Below are 17,363 nucleotides of genomic sequence, written 5' to 3'. Positions count from 1 at the left end.
GTGGGGACATGACCGCCATGGCACCCGCCCGCACCGAGCCGGACCTGTCGTTCCTGCTGGACCATGCCGGCCACGTCCTGAGGACCCGGATGGCCGCCGCGCTGGCCGAGATCGGGCTGACCGCGCGCATGCACTGCGTGCTGGTCCACGCGCTGCAGGAGGAGCGCACCCAGATCCAGCTCGCCGAGCTCGGCGACATGGACAAGACCACGATGGTGGTCACCGTCGACGCCCTGGAGAAGGCGGGGCTCGCCGAGCGCCGCCCGTCCAGCACGGACCGGCGGGCCCGGATCATCGTGGTGACCGAGAAGGGCGCGGAGGTCGCCAGGCGGAGTCAGGAGATCGTCGACGGCGTGCACCGGGACGCCCTGGCCGCCCTGCCCGAGGACGAGGCCGAGGCGCTCGTGCGGGCCATGAACCGCCTGGTGACAGGGCATCTGGCCGTCCCCGCCGAAGTGCCGCAGGCGGTCCGGCGGGCCCGGCAGAACACGAAGTGAGCCCACGAAAAGATCCCTAGAGGATCGTCTACAACAAAACATTCTGTTACGGTCTCTTCTGTTCCCTCGGACAGGAGAGACCGCCATGCCGCACACCGCACCTTCCCCTCGGCCGGACCGCACCGCCGCACCCCGATCACGCCGGGCGGCGCTCGCGGTGCTGTCCACCGCGATGCTGATGACGATCCTGGACGGCAGCATCGTGACCGTGGCGATGCCCGCCATCCAGCGCGACCTGGGCTTCTCGCCCACCGGACTCAGCTGGACCGTCAACGCGTACCTGATCGCCTTCGGCGGGCTGCTGCTCCTGGCCGGCCGGCTGGGCGACCTCATCGGCCGCAAGGCCATGTTCCTGGCGGGCACCGCGGTCTTCACCGCCGCGTCACTGCTGGCCGGGGCCGCCACCGGGCCCGCCATGCTGATCGCCGCCCGGTTCGGCCAGGGCGTCGGCAGCGCCATGTCCTCCGCGGTCGTGCTGGGCATCCTGGTGACGCTGTTCACCGAACCCGCGGAGCGCGCGAAGGCCTTCGGCGTCCTCAGCTTCGCCAGCGCCGCCGGAGCCTCGATCGGCCAGGTCCTGGGCGGGGTCCTCACCGACGCGTTCAGCTGGAACTGGATCTTCCTGATCAACCTGCCGATCGGGCTGGCCACGATCGCGCTGGCGCTCCGGGCGCTGCCGGGCGAGCGCGGGGCCGGGCTCGCCGCCGGCGCCGACGTCCTCGGCGCCGTGCTGGTCACCGCCGGGCTGATGCTGGGCATCTACACCGTGGTCGGGATCGAGCGGTACGGCTGGCTCTCCGCGCACACCCTCGGCCTCGGCGCGGTCTCGCTCGCCCTGCTGGCCGCCTTCACCGTCCGCCAGGCGACCGCCGCGACCCCGCTGATGCCGCTGCGGATCCTCCGCTCCCGCAACGTCGCCGGCGCCAACCTGGTCCAGATGCTGACGCTGTCGGCCATGTTCGCCTTCCAGATCATCGTCGCGCTCTACATGCAGCAGGTCCTCGGGTACGGCGCGCTCGCCACCGGCCTGGCGATGCTCCCCGCCGCGGTGTCCATCGGCGGCGTGTCCCTGTTCGTCTCCGCCCGGCTCAGCACCCGCTTCGGGGAGCGGTCCGTCCTGCTGGCGGGCCTGCTGCTCCTGCTCGGCGCGATGGGCTGGCTGACCCGCGTCCCGGTGGACGCCGACTACGCCACCGACCTGCTCCCGGTGATGCTGCTCATCGCCGGTGGCGGCCTGGTCCTCCCGGCGCTGACCGCGCTCGGCATGTCCGGCGCCCGCGCCGACGACGCGGGCCTGGCCTCCGGGCTGTTCAACACCACCCAGCAGATCGGCATGGCGGTCGGCGTCGCGGTGCTGTCCACGCTGGCCGCCTCACGCACCGAAGGACTGCGGTCCGCGGGCGCCGGCGAGGCCGCCGCGCTCGCCGGCGGCTACCACCTGGCCTTCGGCGCCGCCGCCGCTCTGCTCGTGGCCGCCTTCGCCGTCGCGCTCGCCGTACTGCGGCAGCCCGCACCGGACCCGGCCGCCCGCAGCGGTGTCCTGTACGCGGCGGACAAGAACGGAACGCGGTTCTAGTCTCTCGTGCAGGGACAAGACATGAGCAGGGCTCTATCGTCCGTTCATGGGAGCAGTATCGTTCCGCGTGACGCGACGGGCCGCCTCCGCTCTGGCCGTCGTGCTGGCGTCCACCCTGACCGCCGGGAACACCGGCGGTCCCGCGGCCGCGACCTCCACCACGGGCCCGTCCGCGACCTCCGGGGCCTCCGCGGCCTCCGCCACGGTCCGGTCCACGACCCCGTCCACGGCCCGGACCTCGCTGGCCGTCGCGACCAAGCGGCAGAGCCGGGTCTTCCGCGACGGCGACGGCCGGGAGGTGACGCTGCGCGGGTTCAACGTGTCCGGCAGCACCAAGCTGTACGAGAACTCGCTGCTGCCGTTCCGCAGCACCGCCGACGCCGCGCGCTCGGCCCAGGCCATGCGCGACCTCACCGGCGCGAACGTGATCCGCTTCCTCATCAGCTGGGAGGGCGTGCAGCCGTCCCCCTCCACCATCGACCACGCCTACCTCGACAGGGCGGTCGAACAGATCCGCGCGTTCACCGGCAGAGGGATCCGCGTCCTGGTCGACTACCACCAGGACCTCTACTCCTCCCAGCTGTTCGACCAGGGCAGCTGGTACACCGGCGACGGCGCGCCGGAATGGGTGGTGAAGGCCGGCGGCTACCCCAAGGAGTCCTGCGGCGTCTGCTTCCTGTGGGGGCAGAACATGCAGACCAACGAGGCCGTCCGCCGGGCCGCCCGGGACTTCTGGCGGGACCGGCGGATCAGCACGCCCGAGGGCGAGGTCGGCGTCCAGGAGGCCTTCCTGCGGCAGGCGACGGCCGCGATGACCCACATCAGGCAGCGGCTGCCGGAGCAGGACTTCGCCGCCGTCATCGGGTTCGACCCCTTCAACGAGCCCTACGACGGCGGCCTTGAGGGCGAGAGCGGCCTGGAGTGGGAGAAGACCTACCTCATGCCCTTCTACCAGCGGTTCCGCGCCGCCATGGACGCCGCCGGGTGGGCGGGCAAACCCGCCTTCGTCGAACCCCTGGTCTTCTGGAACACCGGTTTCTTCGAGGAGGGCGGGTTCACCGCGGTCGGCGCCCTCGGCACCCGGTACGTCTTCAACAGCCACTTCTACGACGGCGCCCGCATGACGATAGACCCGTCGCCGGCCTCCGACGGGGTGTACGGCGCGGCGATGAACGAGATCCGTGACCGGGCCCGCGCCCTGGCCACCGCCCCCTTCGTCTCGGAGTTCGGCCACAAGCTGTCGGGCAACGGCAGCGACCGCACGCCGTGGATGGTCCGGGCCATGTACCAGGCCATGGACTCCGGGGTCCCCGGGAAGAACTGGTGGCGGACCCCCGCCGCCGGAGGGGACGTGCTCTCCTCGACCCAGTGGCACTGGGACCTCTACAGCGGCCGGCACCGCGAGGTGATGAACCGCAACCCCGCCAAGGTGCGGACCGAGGGCGACGCCTGGAACGACGAGGACTTCTCCGTGGTCGCCGCGGACGCGTCGGGCACCCTGGCGACCCGGCTGGACCGGGCGGTGCTGGACCGCCTCTACCCCTCCGCGGTCGCCGGCGACGTGCTGGCCTTCGCCTACGAGGACCTCGCCCGGTCCGGGTACGGCGGCGCCGGGCAGCAGCGGGCCTGGCTGGCCGTACCGTCCTCCATGCCGAACATCGCCGCGCTGGTCAGGGACCGGCGGTTCGGCGTCCTGGTCTGGCGCGAGCCCGCCGCGGCTCCCGTTGCCCCGACCGAGCTGCACCTGCCCGCCTCCTTCACCGCCGCGACCACCGTCGTGGTCGGCGACGTGGCCACCCGCGCGGGCCTGCCCGCCTCCGGACCGGCGGCGATCGCGACCGAGACCGGCTCGTCCACCGCCCACCGCCTGCTGCTGAGCCCGTCCGGCGCGGCACCGGGCACCGTGCACGCCGCCCTGGTGGTCGGCGCGGCCACCGGCCCCGCCGTCACCCCCGCCCAGCTGGCGGCTGCGGCCGCCGAACTGGCCGCGTGGAAGGAGCAGCGCTTCCCCACCTGATCGCGGACGGCGCGCCCGCTCCGGACGACCCGGCTCGTCCCTGCCCGCGGACGGCGCGCCCGCTCCGGACGAGCCGGTTCATCCCTGCCCGCGGACGCCTCCGCTCCGGACGAGCCGGTTCATCCGCCGACGGTTGTGCGGCCCGCATCCCGGTCTCCGCTCATGAGCCGGTCGCTTCCCACATGGTTGACCCTGACACTGTGTGAGGCCGTAGACCGGAGGCATCATGTTCAGCATCGGAGATTTCGCCCGTCTCGGCCGGGTGTCCGTACGCATGCTGCGGCACTACGACGCGTCCGGACTGCTCCGGCCCGCCCGGATCGACCAGGCCACCGGCTACCGCTACTACGAGGCACGGCAGCTGTCCCGGCTCAACCGGCTGATCGCGCTCAAGGATCTCGGCTTCAGCCTCCAGCAGGTGGGGCGGATCCTCGACGAGAAGATCGGCCTGGAGGAGTTGCACGGCATGCTGCGGCTCCGCCTGGCGGAGCTGGAGGCGCGGGTGGCCGAGGACACGGCGCGGCTGGCCAGAGTGGAGGCGAGGCTCCGGATGATCGAAGAGGAGGGCGACGTACCCATGGACGTCGTGGTCAAGAGTGTTCCCGTGATCCGCCTCGCCGAGCTGAGCGGTATCGCGGACAGCTACGAGCCGGACAGCATCGGCCCGGTGATCCAGCCGCTGTACGAGGAGCTGTGCACACGGCTCGCCGAGGCCGGCCTCGCCGTCACCGGCCCCATGGTCGCGTACTACGAACAGGTCCCGGAAGGCGTGCGGGTGCACGCCGGAGCCCCGGTGAACGCGGAGCAGGACGGAACCTACGACTTCGACGTCGTCGACCTGCCCGCGATCGAGCAGGTGGCCGCGGTCGTCCACCACGGCCCCATGGACGGCGTGGACGGCACGCTCCAGCGGCTCGCCCGGTGGATCGAGGACAACGGCCACCACAGCTCCGGCCTCGCCCGCGAGGTGTACATCAAGTACGGCGACGGCGACCCCGCGACCTGGGTGACCGAACTGCAGGAAGCCATCACGCGGCACCCGTGAGACCTCCGGCCCGGCCTGCGCGGGTCCGGGCCCTGCGCCTGGCACCGGTGGCGTGGCACCGCGGGACTGTCCCTGCGGCGACACGGCTGGGATCATGGAGGGACGGCGGGCCGTTGTGCGTCTGCTGCGTGAGATCGGAGACAGGGATGAGCCGTGCTCCCCAAAGGATCCGCCGTTCCGTCCCGCGTCCCGGGAACGTCCGTGGACGGCCGCGGAACCCGGCCTCCGGGCTTCGGGTGTTCCTGACGCCGCGCGGGCTGCTCGCGCTGGGAGGAACAGCCCTCTGGGTCGTCGCCGTCATGATCGTGACTCCGCTGCTGCTGCCCGACCCGCTCTGGCCTGGAGGCCTCCGTCGGAGCGGGGTGGAGACGGCTCTGTGCCTGGTCTTCGGCATGTCGGTGGCCGCCAGGATTTCGCGCACCTGACGGTGACGCGCCGTCCCCGGCTGCCAGGAGAGATCCCGTGGCGCTCGACGGACCGGAACGGCCTGGCTCCGCGTCAGGTGAGGTCAGGCGAGATCCGCCCCGTCGCCCGGGTTGCCGTCCTCGTGTCCGGAGCCCGCTGTTGACATCGCGAGCCGTGGGCGGCCAGGCTCAGGCCGCATGCACGAGCTGTCGATGACCGGTGTCCCCGCGCTCGGCGCGGTCGCGCAGGACCTGCTGGCCGGGCATCGCTTCGCCGACGGTGAGGGGTTCCCGGCCTCCTACCGCGAGTACGTCTCCCGGGCCGGGTTCTCACGTCTGTTCGGCCTCTGGCTCGTCTACCCGCCGGCGTCGGACGGTTTCGCGGACGGCTGGCAGCGTCGGGCCTCCCGGCTGACCGAATCGTTCCGGCAGACCTACGCCGAGGCGCGCACCGAGGAGTTCGACTGGAAGATCGAGCCGGACGGCGACTGGTCGATGATCGACGGCCTCGTCGTGTTCGCGTTCAGCGAGAACGGTGACGCCCTGCTGTGGGACACCCGGCACCGGGCCGCCGGCGAGTTCGACGTCTACTGCAGCCTCCGGCTCGACTCGCTCCACCGGCTCGGCGCCTCCCTCGGTGAGGCCCTTCCCCGGCTGCGCAAACTGAGCCGGCCGTTCGCCGATCGCGCGGCAGCGGACATCGAGTGCCTGACTCCTGCCCGGTTGTGACGACGCGGCCGCACAGCGCTCGCCGGATCCCGGCTCCCGATGACGGAGGCGATGACGGCGATGCGCGCCGCGGTACAGCCGCGGGACGTACAAGAGGCGGTCGGCCGGCAGGGGCAGGGGACCGGTCGCGTCCCCGGGCTCCTTGACACCCGGCGCACCCGCACCTCGCTCCTGGCCACGTTCGGCGTTCGGCGTTCGGCCTAGTGCCGCGATGCGCGTCCCGTGGCGTTCGCAGACTCCGATGATCACGGATGTCCACGTGCAGCTCCCGGCCCGGAGATCCGTCCTGCCCTCGACCGGCTCGCTCAACGCCCGGACGGAATGATCTCCTCCTTCAACTGCATCGACACCTCGAAGGCCTCCTCACGCCCCGAGGGGACCTTCAACCCCAACCTGCATGTAGCCGGGTCAGCGCTCGAACCAGGATCTCATCGAGGGAAGAAGGAGCAGCAGGAGCGCGGCTCCCGGCAGAAGCAGGTTCGGGTTGAGCAGGGTTCGAACACTGAGATCAGAGTCGATGATGAGAATCAGAAGGTATCCGAGCGTCAGGAAGCCCTCGGCCGCGAGCGCAGCGATCCACACCTTCCGCCGACGGTGACGCCACCGGCTCGCCAGCCAGCCGACCAGGAGCGCAACCGCGATACCGGATCCGTGGAGGAGATACAGGGTCCACGCCGTATCCCGCGGCTCGATGGTCGCCCCGACGAGGAGGGCGGTGGACAGCAGACCCCCGATGAGCCCGAAAGCCGCCTGGATCATCATGATGACTTGGACGCTTCTCGTCGCGGGCGACATGTTATGGATCCTCCGACTCAGCCACGGGACATCTTGGGGACCACCGGAAGCCCGACGAACGTCCGCGCCGACCGATCACATGCGCGGAGACGAACTACAGAAGCGATCAAGGGTTCATTGTGAGAAACCATACGAATCCCGTCGAAGTTCCGCAAAGCAGACCCTGATCGTCGACCATGCGGGGCGACCTACCGGGGAGCCCGAGCCGCCCGATGAACCCCATCGGACGCTCGTGCCGTGCGCAGCGGCCACTGCGGCTCCTTCGACCAGGGGCGTGGGCTTTGGCGGCCTGGTCGGTTGCGCGCGGGCTTTCCAGGCGATGGGCGGCGACCGGGTCGCGTCCTTCCTGATCTGCCGGGTGGCGGTCAGGCGCTCGCGATGGTCGTGCCCGGCCGTAAGAGCGGCGGGTGCGGGCGCGCGGTCTCGTCATCTCGCCCCTGCAGGTTCTCCGCCAGGAACCTGGACGGCGCCATCCGCGGGCACGGGCTTGGTGAGGGAGGTCGTCGCACCGCCGGACGACTCCGTGCGGTAACCCTGGGCGTGGTAGAGGCGGATGTTTCCCTGGCTCCGGGCGCCGGTGGACAGCACGATGCGGCGGCAGCCGGCGTCGACCGCGGCTTCGGCCTGGCCCAGCAGCCAGCGCCCCACGCCCCGGCCGCGCAGGTCGGGGACGACGCCGAGGCGGCCCACATGCCAGTCGTCGTCCACGCGGAGCGTGCGCACCATGCCCAGGAGCCGGCCGTCCCGCCACAGGCCCGTGGTCTGCCAGGTGGCCAGCCATGCACGTACCTGCTCCAGCGACTCCTCCAGGGCGGGGATGGCCAGGGTGTCATTGGCCAGCGCCTCTTCCACCCAGCAGCAACGCTGGAGCACCAGAACCTCCGCGGCGTCGTCCGGGGTCAGCGGCCTGACGTACGCCCCCGGCACCGGCACCTCCCCGGAACCGGAGCGGGCCCGCTCGCGCATCGGCCGCAGAGCGTGGGCGAGGCGAACGAGCTCGTCCAGGACCCCGACGGCGGCCTGCTCGCGGGCGGCGTCCGGGCGGAGCCGCCCGTGATCGACCGTGTCGGCGATGCGCAGGGCGACCGTGGCGCCCAGCGGTACCAGCCGCAGCGTGGTCACCACCTGCTTGGCGTGCTGGACCGACCGAGTGCCCGCCGAGGTGTTGCCGTAGCTGACGAAACCCATCGGCTTCCACGCCCATTCCCGGCCCAGGTAGTCGAGGGCGTTCTTGAAGGCCGCGGGCATGCCGTAGTTGTACTCGGGGGTGACCGCGATGAAGCCGTCCGCCGCGTCCACCATCGCGCTCCACCGCTTGGTGTGCTCGTGCCGGTAGACACCGGAAGCCGGCTCTTCCTCCTCGTCGAGGAAGGGCAGGGCGAGGTCGCCGAGGGTCACCGGCAGGAGTTCCACCCCCAGTTCCGTGGCCCGCGGAGCGATCGTGTCGATCAGCCACCGGCCCACCGCAGGGCCGAGGGCACCGGGACGGGTGCTGCACACGAGGACGAGGACGCGAACGGGTTTCGTTGACATGGAAATGAACATAGCTGGTAACTTGTTTACATGTCAAAGAGATGGTCTCCCGAGACGGTGCGCTGGCTCGACGCGGACGAGGAGCGCGCCTGGCGCGCCCTGCGCCGCATGATGATCGCGATCCAGTCGCGCACGGCGCACGACCTGGCCGCGGTCGGCCTGTCCGAACCCGACTACGAGGTGCTCAGCACGCTTTCCGAGCGTCCGGGCCGCGCCAGCACATTGGGCGAGCAGGCCGCCAAGATGGGCTGGTCGCGCAGCCGCCTGTCGCGGCACGCCACCCGCATGGAGACCCGCGGTCTCGTGCGCCGCGAGCCCGACCCCGACGACGGGCGAGGCTGCTATCTCGTCCTCACCGAGCACGGCCTGCGAACGCTCGAGGACGCCGCCCCCGCCCACCTCGAATCGGTCCGCCGCCACGTCATAGACCGGCTCTCGTCCGCAGACCTGTCCGCCCTGGAAAGGATCGCCCGCAAACTGGAGGAACCCACATGAACTGAACCGCACCGGGTTTCATGGAGCTGTGTGGTCTGCCCCGGGTCCTGTGGAGTCGCTGACGTATCCCGGTTGCGCCTCGCCGCGCGCTGGCACTGGGCGATACAGATCATCACGGCCATCACCCGCCTGCAGATCCTGTCTGCGCCGACCTGACCAGCGGAAAATCGGTGTCCGCCACGAGCAGGAAGGATCCGACGGGTCAGTGGAACCCCGCCCACCCGGCGCGACAGCCGGGTGATTGCGCTGTCCAGGTCGCGGAAACACGCCGTAGCCGAACACTTCAGCCGACCACACGAAGATCGTGAAAGACCGAGGCTAATGGCACGCCAATGGCACGGCGGCCAGAACCGAACTCCAGGTCAGGCGTCGTGATTCGGGTAGTCGAAGTACACGGTGATGCTCGGCAAGTGGCCGTCCTCGGTTATCTCGTTGTGCAGGATCAGATCGTAGATTTCGACGTCGCCCAGTTCCTCGATGGCGTCTGCGATGCTGCGAAGGAGCGCCGGCACGTCTCCTTGTTCCGGCCCTTTCGGGTTGGCTTGAGAGAAGTGGCGCATGGTCCAAGTGCTTCGATCGGACATCTCCAGCCTTTCTCTGATCGCGGCGCTGTACCGCAGCATAGAGAGCACGCGGCTTCGCGCCGCGCACTCCGCCCGCCTGATCATCCCGGAGCCGGAGCGCCCTCGCCGGAGACTGGCAGGGGTTCGTCAATGACGCTGCACATTGGTTAGCCCGTGGGTATCGGCGGCTGGACACCCTGCTGGGAGGTGATGCCGAACCCGGGTGGAGTCAGATCTTCGCCGCGCGGCGCTGAGGTCGGCGCGTTGGTCAGCTACGGCGGGTGCGCGGTACGGCGACGGCCCGGGGCGCCGCAGGCCGGGACCGGCCCCCAGGCCGCACGCCCGGACGACGGGCGGCGGAGGGCCGGGGTACGGCGGCGCGCTGCGTTGCCGCCTCGATCTCTGTAAGAACGATTCGGCAATGGTCTGTGATGACTGTTCGCGAGTGATGGATACCGTTGCGCTTCGCGTCAAGGAGGGGATTCGCTTGCGGCACGCTTGGGAGCGGTTCTGCGAATCCCTTTTTTAATCGTCTGCTTATGCACGGCTTCGAACCGGCCGGGCGCGGAGGCGTTGCTCATACGTAGGGTGGGTGTTCGACGCCATGTGCCGGATGATCACCCCTTGTACGCCTCCGGCCGCATCAAGGAGTTGCAGCATGGAGCGCACAGGGGCTGACCCAACCAGATCGACCGCGAACCGGTCCGCCGCGTACACCCTTCGGCGCAGCACCCACGACACGAACCGCTCTCCTAGGAACAAGCCGATTGCAACCATCAGCATCACGAACTGGGAGGTCAGAGCCCCCCGCGCGGCCACTACCGCGGCTGCCCCGGGGAGAACGAGCCTGGCGGCATGCAGAATGAACCCGTCGTGGATGTACCCGAGCGCGACATAGCCGAGCTGATGGGCGACCAGACCGGCGAGCGCGTCCTCTGGCCACTGCTCGGCGATCTCTTCGTGAACGATGAGAGTCGTCGGGGAGCGGCGCCATACCCCTTTTACATCGAATGCCGCGGCCCATCTCACGGCATCCACAGTGATGGACAAGTCCAGGTTGAGGCCCGCCCGTGCAGTCAGCGCATCCACCACGACGCGCAGCCGATCGATCTTGTACGACTCCACTGGCTCCGCCTCGGGTGAGTGGGCATACGACAAGCGGGCCTATCCACATGGTGTCTCGTGCCGCTGCTTAGAAACCCACCCAGATCTAACCCAAAGGGCATCTTAAGGAGCAAATGCACCAGTAGGCACATTCGATGTCAGTCCGTGAAGCATCAAACGGACGAACATCCACGATGGCTCTCTGCCCGTGACCGTGTACGCCGACGACCTCGGCCGGTAACTTCACGGGGTCACTACCAACGAAGAGCAGCCGCGATCGATCGTGCACGGGGAACGGCTGGTCTACGACAACCGGTGGATCCGGTTGGGCCTGATGGACGTGGAGATCCCCGATGGGGGGCGGTTCGATCTCCACGCTACGAGGAAGCCCACCGGTGCCCCCCTCAGCAATGCCCCGCTTCCCACTCTTCGGCATGCATTCGGCACGATCAACCAGTCGTCAACGGACGACAGCCGGACACCGGCAACTGATCCAGGACGCAAGAAAGCCCAGGTCATCGACTGATGATCTGGGCTTTCGTTCTGCGCGGCCGAGAGGACTCGAACCCCTAACCTTCTGATCCGTAGTCAGATGCTCTATCCATTGAGCTACGGCCGCTTGCCTGCCCGTCCACCCGAGGTGGTCGGCGACAGAGAGAACTCTACCAGACCCCATGGAGGTGCTTGAGCCAATAATTGATCACCCGCTGCGGGTGCACGGCGCCCGGATCGCCGTCCCGTTCGGACCCTCGCCCCGCGGCTCCTCAGTCCGGCTTGCGCAGGGATTCGGCGATCTCCTGCCGGAGGGCGCGGTAGCCCTCCAGCATCCGCTGCTTCACCTCGTCGGGGAGGTCGGGGTCGCCCTCGAGTTCTTCGACCACGGGATCGGGGCGGCGCGGCGTGAGGGCGAGCTCCAGGGGGGAGACGTATCCGCCCTCGACGAGCATGTCCCCGAGGGTCCGGCCGGTACGGCGGCCGGCCTCACTGAGGGCGCCGAGCTGGGAACGGAGCACCGCGGCGTCGATGCCGGCCCCGGACGCTCCGGATGCTCCCGACGCCGCGTTGCGGGGAGCGGAGGGCGAGCCGGCCGCCGGGTCGGCCGGGGGCGCCGGAGGCGCCGGGGACACGGCCGCGCGCGCAGCCGTCTCCTCCTCCAGAGCGACGGGCGCGCCGCCTTCGAGGATCCGGTCCACGCTGCCCCGTGCCCACCGAAGCGCCGCCTCGATGCCGCGTTTGGTGGGAGGGCGCATCGTGCCGGCACCGCCTCTGACCGACCTCAGTCCCTCCTTGGTGAGCCCCGCCCGCTCCGCGACGTCGTTCCAGTAGAGGCCGAGCTCGTCCCGCCGCTCGGTCATCAGGCGCGCCAGACGCCGCCGAGGCGTCTCGCGCTCATCCATGGATGGCACCTCTTCTTTATACAAGACAGGTAATGGCAGGTCAAAGGAAACAATACAGAGAAAACCCGTAACAGAAGGCAACTAGCGGCAGATAATCCATTGTAACTGTCCCGACCTGCCCCAAGGAGTCCCGATGCGCGCCGACCACCTCGGTTCCATAATGATCGGAGTTCGTGAGGTCTACGACGAGCTCAAGTCCCTCGGCGGGAAGGTCCACCGCCAGACCGCGAAGATCGACCACGTCGACGCGAAGATGGCGTCGGTGGCCGAGGACGTCAACGACCACGAGCTCCGCATCCGGGCGCTGGAGCGGGCCCGCTGGCCGCTTCCCTCGCTCGCCGCGCTGATCTCCCTGGCCGGCCTGGTGTTCGCGATCCTGGCGTACGCACGGGGGAACTGAGCGGTGGGCACCCGCACCCGAACCCCCGGCAGGACCGGGAGGCCGCGCACACGATGGAAACGGGGAGAGCTCCGGGACCCCGTGCCCGCGACGCACGCGGCGGGCACGGGGTCCGGCGTCCCGGAGGTCACACCTGGGAGCCGTCCGGCACCTTCTTCGGGAACAGCGTGTAGCTCAGCGGCCAGAGCAGGGCGATCAGCGGCACCTTCGACGCCCCGATCATGAACTCGTTCAAGGCGGCCGTCCGGGAGGGGTCGCCGACCATCAGGATCAGTCCGTACAGCACGGCGCAGCCGAGGCCGTAGGCGACGGCGATCCTGATCCACATGACCCACTCGTAGCGCATCCGGGCCGTTCCGCCCGCCGGAGGCCGCTCCGGCTCCGGGCCTCCCGCGAAGCGGTGCGCGAACCTCGCGTCGGCCCACTTCAGCGTCCGGTGGCCGAAGACGACGGAGTAGGCGAGATAGGCCGCGGCCAGGCCGTGATGCCAGCTCCCCTGTGCCCCGCCGCGCATGTCGATCACGGCGGTGACCAGCAGGACCACATCGAGCAGCGGCACGCACAGGAGCAGGACCGCGCTCAGCCGCCGCATGCCCCACAGATAGCGGAAGGCCAGCCCCAGGGCGAGAAGGACCCAGAAGCCGACCTCACACGCGATGATCACTGCCAGAACCATGTTTCCAGCATCACCCGGCCGGTCGGCCGGGTCATCGTCGCCGCTGACGAATCCGCCTACATCCTTGTGTGTACGGCCGGTCGTACCGGAGCCGGACGGAGCAGCCGCTCCGGAGTGATGGGATGGAGCACATGAGACGGGACGACGTGCTGGGGGCCGTGCTGTGCCTCGCGGTCGGCCTCGTCCTGCTCGCCGCGGGATCCTACGTGGACCGCGGGATCCCGGTGCAGTGGTTCGTCGGACCGCTCCTGGTCACCTGCCTCGGCGTCGCCGTACGGCGGACCCGGCCGCTGCTCGCGCTCGGGCTCGGGGTGGTGGCGTTCGTCGCGGACGTCGCCATGGGACCGTCCCTGGGCACCGTGCTGATCGTCACGGACAACCTCTACGCCGCGGTCCGGTACGGCCCGCGGCCGCTGGGCCGGTGGATGCTCGGCATCACCTCGGTCATCGCCGTCGTCGGCGGCGCGGCGGCCGGGTTCATCGCCCGGGACCTGGCGCTCTTCGCCGTCGCGCTGGTCCAGGCCGGCCTCGTCGGGGTCACCCCCGTCATCACCGCGCTGGTCATCAGGCAGCACGAGGACCAGGCGGCGTCCGAGCGGATCCGGGCCGAGCAGGTCGCACGCCTGGCCGAGCTGGACCGGAAGACGGCGGTGCAGGCCGAGCGGGCCCGGATGGCGCGGGAGCTGCACGACATGATCGCCAACCACTTCAGCGCGATCGCCATCCAGTCCACGGCGGTGCTCTCGCGCAGGGATCTGGACCCGGCGGTCGTACGGCAGGTGCTGGAGTCCGTACGGGAGAACAGCGTCCAGGGGATGACCGAGATGCGTTCCATGATCGGGCTGCTCCGGCAGGAGGGCGAGGAGACCGAGGCCGTCCGGCTCCGGGTGGCCGAGGCCGACCGGCTGGCGGAGCGGGCACGCGAGGCGGGGCTGGACGTACGGCTGCGCGTGGACGGCGAAGCCCGTGAACTGCCCGCCGCGGTGGACCTCGCCGGTTACCGGATCGTCCAGGAGTCGCTGACCAACGCGCTCAAGCACGGCGGCAGAACGGCCGAGGCGGTGATCGGCTACCGGCCGGAGGAGGTCGTGCTGACCGTGGACAACCCGGTCGACGGGACCGGGCCCGGCCTGCCCGGCGCCGGAGCGGGCCTCATCGGCATGCGGGAGCGCGCCGCGCTCGTCGGCGGCCGGGTGGACGCCGGCCCGCACGGCGACGGCTGGCGGGTGCGGGCCGTGCTCCCCACCCTGACCGCGCCTCCCGGCCCCGCCGTTCCACCGTCCGTGGACGCGACCGCCTCCCCTTCCCGCGAGGAGCATCCATGACCATCCGCGTCCTGGTCGCCGACGATCACGCGGCGGTGCGCACCGGGATCGTCCTCATCCTCGGCGGCCACGGCGACATCGAGGTCGTCGGCGAGGCCGCGGACGGTGAGCAGGCCGTGGCCATGGCCACGGCGCTCAGGCCGGACGTCGTGCTGATGGACGTCCGGATGCCGAAGCTGGACGGGATCTCTGCCACGCGCGAGCTGAGCGGGATCGCCGACGTGCTGATCCTGACCACCTTCGACGTCGACGAGTACGTCTTCGGGGCGCTGCGCGCGGGGGCCGCCGGCTTCCTGCTCAAGAACACCGACGCCGACGCCCTGGTGGAGGCCGTCCGGGTGGTGGCCCGGGGCGACGGGCTCATCTCGCCCTCGGTCACCCGGCGGCTGATCTCGGAGTTCCGGTCGTCCGCCCCCCGGCGGGGCCCCCGGGAGGTCGAGAGCCTGACCCCGCGCGAGCGCGAGGTGCTGGCGTGCATCGGGCGGGGTCTGTCGAACGCGGAGATCGCCCGGGAGCTGGACATGGCGGAGGCGACCACGAAGACCCACGTCAGCCGGTTGCTGAACAAGCTGGGCCTCCGCAGCCGCGTCCAGGCCGCGATCCTCGCCCAGGAGCTCGCGGAGGAGTCCTGAATCGCCGGATGCACGCCGGAGCGCCCGCCCCTCAGGCGTCCCCAGTCGCCTCCTCGGCGGGCACGTACAGGGAGAGCGTCTCGGCGACGCAGGCGGGCCTGGGCCGGTCCTCGACCTCGACCGTCATCTTGATCTTCGACAGGTAGCCCGAGGGCGTGCCCTTGAGGTCGACGAGCTCCGCGCCGCACCGCACCCGCGCGCCCACCGGGACCGGCGAGGGGAAGCGGACCTTGTCGAGGCCGTAGTTGATGCCCATGGCCAGACCGTCCACCCGGAACAGCTCCATCATGAACGACGGCAGCAGCGACAGGCTCAGGTAGCCGTGGGCGATGGTCCCGCCGAACGGGCCCTTGGCCGCGGCCTCGACGTCGACGTGGATCCACTGGTGGTCACCGGTGGCGTCGGCGAACAGGTTCACCTGCTCCTGGGTCACCGTCCGCCACTCCGTGTGGCCGAGGTGCTCGCCGACGGCGGCCTTGAGTTCCTGGATGTTCGAGAAGATCCTCATGTCCGGAACTTTATTCGGTCTTCGGCACCGCGAGAAGGTTCAGGACCGTGAGCGTCTTGCCGCCGCCCTTCTGGGTCGTCGAGCAGAACACCCCTGCCTCCGGATGCGCCGACGCCCCCGCCGGGCCCTCGGGCCGATCCGTACGGCACGTCCGCACGCTCTCGCCGCCCTCTGCGCACCGTGCCCCGGGAGATGCCGAGCAGTGCGGCGACGAAATCTGCGAACTCCACAGAACCAGGGACGTGCCGGAGCCGCGTTCTGTTGCACGACATTCGGGTACGGCTTGCGAACGGACATCCGGCGTTGTCCGGCGCTTCATCCCCGGCTCCTAGCGTTCCCGCCATGAAACGACGTTTTGCCACCGCGCTCGGCGCAGCCGCGCTCTCCCTCGCCCTCACCGCCCCGGCGTCGGCCGACCCCGGTGCCGACGCGGCGGCGCACGGGCACGAGCACGGCGGACACGGCGGTTCCGGCGGGCACGGCGGGTTCGGCCGCGCCACCCTGACCGGTTTCGCCGTGCTGCCCGCGCTGACGTTCGTGCCGGGCAGCGAGGCGTCCGGCGCCCGGCTCGGCACCGCACCGGTCAACGGCGTCACCCCGCCGTTCACCGGGCAGCCGGTGCAGGGCTTCAGCGGCATCGTGCGGCGGCACGACGGCACCTTCGACGCGCTGTCCGACAACGGCTACGGCTCCCAGGCCAACAGCGCCGACTTCCTGCTGCGCGTGCACCGCATCAAGCCGGACTTCCGGCGGGGCACGGTCCGGGTGCTGGGCGGGTTCGACCTGAGCGACCCGGACGGCCACGTGACCTGGCCGCTGACCCGGGCGGACCGGAAACTGACCGGCGCCGACTTCGACGTGGAGTCGATCGTGCGGACCTCCGACGGCACCTACTGGATCGGCGACGAGTTCGGCCCGTTCCTGCTGCACGTCTCGTCCTCCGGCCGGCTGCTGGAGGCGCCGGTCCCGCTGCCCGGCGTCAAGGCGCCGGAGAACCCGTCCCTGGAGGGCGCGGAGCCCGACCTGGGCCGGAGCAAGGGCTTCGAGGGCATGGCCCGCTCGGTCGACGGGCGCACGCTCTACCCCCTGCTGGAGGGTACGGTGGCCGGCGACCCGGCCGGGACCCTGCGGATCAACGAGTTCGACCTGCGCAGACGGGCCTACACCGGTAAGCGCTGGACCTACACCCTGGACGGCGCCGACCACGCCATCGGCGACATGATCGCGGTGGACCGGCACCGGTTCCTGGTCATCGAGCGGGACAACCTCCAGGGTGACGCGGCGAAGACCAAGAAGATCTATCTGATCGACCTGCGGAAGCACGGCCTGGGCAAGACCCTCGTCGCGGACCTGCTCGACCTGGCGAACCCGCGCCGCCTGGGCGGCTTCGGGGAGACCTTCCGGTTCCCGTTCCAGACGATCGAGGACGTGGTGATCCTCGACGACCGGACCCTGGGCATCCTGGACGACAACAACTTCCCGTTCTCCTCGGGCCGCACCCCGGGCAGGCCCGACGACAACGAGTTCATCACCGTACGGCTGTCGCGCTCCCTCGACGCCGACCCGCGCGTCCACCGCTGAGGCACCCCACCGGCGGGCGCGGTCCTCCCCGTGCCGGGACGCCGCCCGCCGGTCCACCCTCCCGCCGCTGCCGTTCTCCCGTCGTT

General features: G+C 70.5%; 18 protein-coding genes and 1 tRNA gene. 11 read left to right on the top strand and 8 right to left on the bottom strand.

The window, feature by feature from the left end; translation table 11 throughout:
* The first annotated feature begins 8 nt into the window (after nt 1-8).
* The 6 genes from HS048_RS05155 (at nt 9) to HS048_RS05130 (ending at nt 6,268) form a co-directional block, all read left to right on the top strand.
* A complete protein-coding gene (locus HS048_RS05155) occupies nt 9-497 on the top strand; it encodes a MarR family winged helix-turn-helix transcriptional regulator (protein ID WP_196466309.1) in 489 nt (162 codons plus the stop codon).
* 85 nt (nt 498-582) lie between these two features.
* Entirely contained in the window at nt 583-2,073 is a 1,491-nt protein-coding gene (locus tag HS048_RS05150; protein ID WP_196466308.1) for an MFS transporter, read from the top strand.
* A gap of 46 nt (nt 2,074-2,119) precedes the next feature.
* Nucleotides 2,120-4,090 carry a cellulase family glycosylhydrolase gene (locus tag HS048_RS05145; protein WP_230880737.1) on the top strand — a complete coding sequence of 657 codons (1,971 nt, stop codon included), beginning with the start codon at nt 2,120-2,122 and terminating at the stop codon, nt 4,088-4,090.
* A 226-nt stretch (nt 4,091-4,316) separates the two neighbouring features.
* A complete protein-coding gene (locus tag HS048_RS05140; RefSeq protein ID WP_196466307.1) occupies nt 4,317-5,135 on the top strand; it encodes a MerR family transcriptional regulator in 819 nt (272 codons plus the stop codon).
* Nucleotides 5,136-5,371: 236 nt separating this feature from the next.
* Nucleotides 5,372-5,560, top strand: coding sequence for a hypothetical protein (locus tag HS048_RS05135; protein WP_196466306.1), 189 nt, complete (start codon nt 5,372-5,374; stop codon nt 5,558-5,560).
* A 177-nt stretch (nt 5,561-5,737) separates the two neighbouring features.
* A complete protein-coding gene (locus tag HS048_RS05130; protein WP_196466305.1) occupies nt 5,738-6,268 on the top strand; it encodes an SMI1/KNR4 family protein in 531 nt (176 codons plus the stop codon).
* 408 nt (nt 6,269-6,676) lie between these two features.
* On the opposite strand, the gene HS048_RS05125 is transcribed toward HS048_RS05130, so the two are convergent.
* Entirely contained in the window at nt 6,677-7,063 is a 387-nt protein-coding gene (locus tag HS048_RS05125; protein ID WP_196466304.1) for a hypothetical protein, read from the bottom strand.
* Between the two features lie 426 nt (nt 7,064-7,489).
* Entirely contained in the window at nt 7,490-8,596 is a 1,107-nt protein-coding gene (locus HS048_RS05120; protein WP_196466303.1) for a bifunctional NAD(P)H-dependent oxidoreductase/GNAT family N-acetyltransferase, read from the bottom strand.
* A 30-nt stretch (nt 8,597-8,626) separates the two neighbouring features.
* Here HS048_RS05120 and HS048_RS05115 point away from each other — a divergent pair, with 30 nt between their 5' ends.
* The gene (locus HS048_RS05115; protein WP_230880736.1) at nt 8,627-9,091 is read left to right on the top strand and encodes a MarR family winged helix-turn-helix transcriptional regulator; all 465 of its coding nucleotides are present in this window, start codon (nt 8,627-8,629) and stop codon (nt 9,089-9,091) included.
* A 362-nt stretch (nt 9,092-9,453) separates the two neighbouring features.
* Here HS048_RS05115 and HS048_RS05110 read toward each other — a convergent pair whose 3' ends face one another.
* From HS048_RS05110 to HS048_RS05095, 4 genes are all read right to left on the bottom strand, one after another.
* Nucleotides 9,454-9,714, bottom strand: coding sequence for a hypothetical protein (locus tag HS048_RS05110; protein ID WP_196466302.1), 261 nt, complete (start codon nt 9,712-9,714; stop codon nt 9,454-9,456).
* Nucleotides 9,715-10,191: 477 nt separating this feature from the next.
* On the bottom strand, nt 10,192-10,779 hold the full coding sequence (locus HS048_RS05105; RefSeq protein WP_196466301.1) for a M48 family metalloprotease: 588 nt from the start codon (nt 10,777-10,779) through the stop codon (nt 10,192-10,194).
* A gap of 525 nt (nt 10,780-11,304) precedes the next feature.
* Nucleotides 11,305-11,377 (bottom strand) — tRNA-Arg (locus tag HS048_RS05100).
* Between the two features lie 145 nt (nt 11,378-11,522).
* On the bottom strand, nt 11,523-12,155 hold the full coding sequence (locus HS048_RS05095; protein ID WP_196466300.1) for a hypothetical protein: 633 nt from the start codon (nt 12,153-12,155) through the stop codon (nt 11,523-11,525).
* A gap of 133 nt (nt 12,156-12,288) precedes the next feature.
* Between HS048_RS05095 and HS048_RS05090 the strand changes: the two genes are divergently transcribed.
* The gene (locus HS048_RS05090; protein WP_068897875.1) at nt 12,289-12,555 is read left to right on the top strand and encodes a hypothetical protein; all 267 of its coding nucleotides are present in this window, start codon (nt 12,289-12,291) and stop codon (nt 12,553-12,555) included.
* A 127-nt stretch (nt 12,556-12,682) separates the two neighbouring features.
* Here the strand turns inward: HS048_RS05090 and HS048_RS05085 are convergent, their stop codons facing one another.
* Nucleotides 12,683-13,231 (bottom strand): hypothetical protein, encoded by a 549-nt coding sequence (locus HS048_RS05085; RefSeq protein ID WP_068897874.1) that lies wholly within the window; start codon nt 13,229-13,231, stop codon nt 12,683-12,685.
* A gap of 131 nt (nt 13,232-13,362) precedes the next feature.
* Here HS048_RS05085 and HS048_RS05080 point away from each other — a divergent pair, with 131 nt between their 5' ends.
* The gene (locus HS048_RS05080; protein WP_230880735.1) at nt 13,363-14,556 is read left to right on the top strand and encodes a sensor histidine kinase; all 1,194 of its coding nucleotides are present in this window, start codon (nt 13,363-13,365) and stop codon (nt 14,554-14,556) included.
* Entirely contained in the window at nt 14,553-15,188 is a 636-nt protein-coding gene (locus HS048_RS05075; protein WP_068897873.1) for a response regulator transcription factor, read from the top strand. Before HS048_RS05080 ends, HS048_RS05075 begins: the two co-directional genes overlap by 4 nt.
* 31 nt (nt 15,189-15,219) lie before the next feature.
* On the opposite strand, the gene HS048_RS05070 is transcribed toward HS048_RS05075, so the two are convergent.
* Nucleotides 15,220-15,696 (bottom strand): MaoC family dehydratase, encoded by a 477-nt coding sequence (locus HS048_RS05070; RefSeq protein WP_196466299.1) that lies wholly within the window; start codon nt 15,694-15,696, stop codon nt 15,220-15,222.
* Between the two features lie 342 nt (nt 15,697-16,038).
* Between HS048_RS05070 and HS048_RS05065 the strand changes: the two genes are divergently transcribed.
* Nucleotides 16,039-17,277, top strand: coding sequence for an esterase-like activity of phytase family protein (locus HS048_RS05065; protein WP_196466298.1), 1,239 nt, complete (start codon nt 16,039-16,041; stop codon nt 17,275-17,277).
* Nucleotides 17,278-17,363 lie beyond the last annotated feature (86 nt).

It is taken from the genome of Planomonospora sp. ID91781, from assembly GCF_015711595.1.
Classification (GTDB): Bacteria; Actinomycetota; Actinomycetes; order Streptosporangiales; family Streptosporangiaceae; genus Planomonospora; species Planomonospora parontospora.
Note: the sequence above shows the minus strand (reverse complement) of the source record. Positions and strands in the feature narration are given on the sequence as shown.

Excerpts from the sequence above, each read along its gene's own strand:
- HS048_RS05155 (WP_196466309.1), top strand. The coding sequence starts at position 9 with ATGACCGCCATGGCACCCGCCCGCACCGAGCCGGACCTGTCGTTCCTG.
- HS048_RS05150 (WP_196466308.1), top strand. The coding sequence starts at position 583 with ATGCCGCACACCGCACCTTCCCCTCGGCCGGACCGCACCGCCGCACCC.
- HS048_RS05145 (WP_230880737.1), top strand. The coding sequence starts at position 2,120 with ATGGGAGCAGTATCGTTCCGCGTGACGCGACGGGCCGCCTCCGCTCTG.
- HS048_RS05140 (WP_196466307.1), top strand. The coding sequence starts at position 4,317 with ATGTTCAGCATCGGAGATTTCGCCCGTCTCGGCCGGGTGTCCGTACGC.
- HS048_RS05130 (WP_196466305.1), top strand. The coding sequence starts at position 5,738 with ATGCACGAGCTGTCGATGACCGGTGTCCCCGCGCTCGGCGCGGTCGCG.
- HS048_RS05125 (WP_196466304.1), bottom strand. The coding sequence starts at position 7,063 with ATGTCGCCCGCGACGAGAAGCGTCCAAGTCATCATGATGATCCAGGCG.
- HS048_RS05120 (WP_196466303.1), bottom strand. The coding sequence starts at position 8,596 with ATGTCAACGAAACCCGTTCGCGTCCTCGTCCTCGTGTGCAGCACCCGT.
- HS048_RS05115 (WP_230880736.1), top strand. The coding sequence starts at position 8,627 with ATGTCAAAGAGATGGTCTCCCGAGACGGTGCGCTGGCTCGACGCGGAC.
- HS048_RS05110 (WP_196466302.1), bottom strand. The coding sequence starts at position 9,714 with ATGCTGCGGTACAGCGCCGCGATCAGAGAAAGGCTGGAGATGTCCGAT.
- HS048_RS05095 (WP_196466300.1), bottom strand. The coding sequence starts at position 12,155 with ATGGATGAGCGCGAGACGCCTCGGCGGCGTCTGGCGCGCCTGATGACC.
- HS048_RS05090 (WP_068897875.1), top strand. The coding sequence starts at position 12,289 with ATGCGCGCCGACCACCTCGGTTCCATAATGATCGGAGTTCGTGAGGTC.
- HS048_RS05085 (WP_068897874.1), bottom strand. The coding sequence starts at position 13,231 with ATGGTTCTGGCAGTGATCATCGCGTGTGAGGTCGGCTTCTGGGTCCTT.
- HS048_RS05080 (WP_230880735.1), top strand. The coding sequence starts at position 13,363 with ATGAGACGGGACGACGTGCTGGGGGCCGTGCTGTGCCTCGCGGTCGGC.
- HS048_RS05075 (WP_068897873.1), top strand. The coding sequence starts at position 14,553 with ATGACCATCCGCGTCCTGGTCGCCGACGATCACGCGGCGGTGCGCACC.
- HS048_RS05070 (WP_196466299.1), bottom strand. The coding sequence starts at position 15,696 with ATGAGGATCTTCTCGAACATCCAGGAACTCAAGGCCGCCGTCGGCGAG.
- HS048_RS05065 (WP_196466298.1), top strand. The coding sequence starts at position 16,039 with ATGAAACGACGTTTTGCCACCGCGCTCGGCGCAGCCGCGCTCTCCCTC.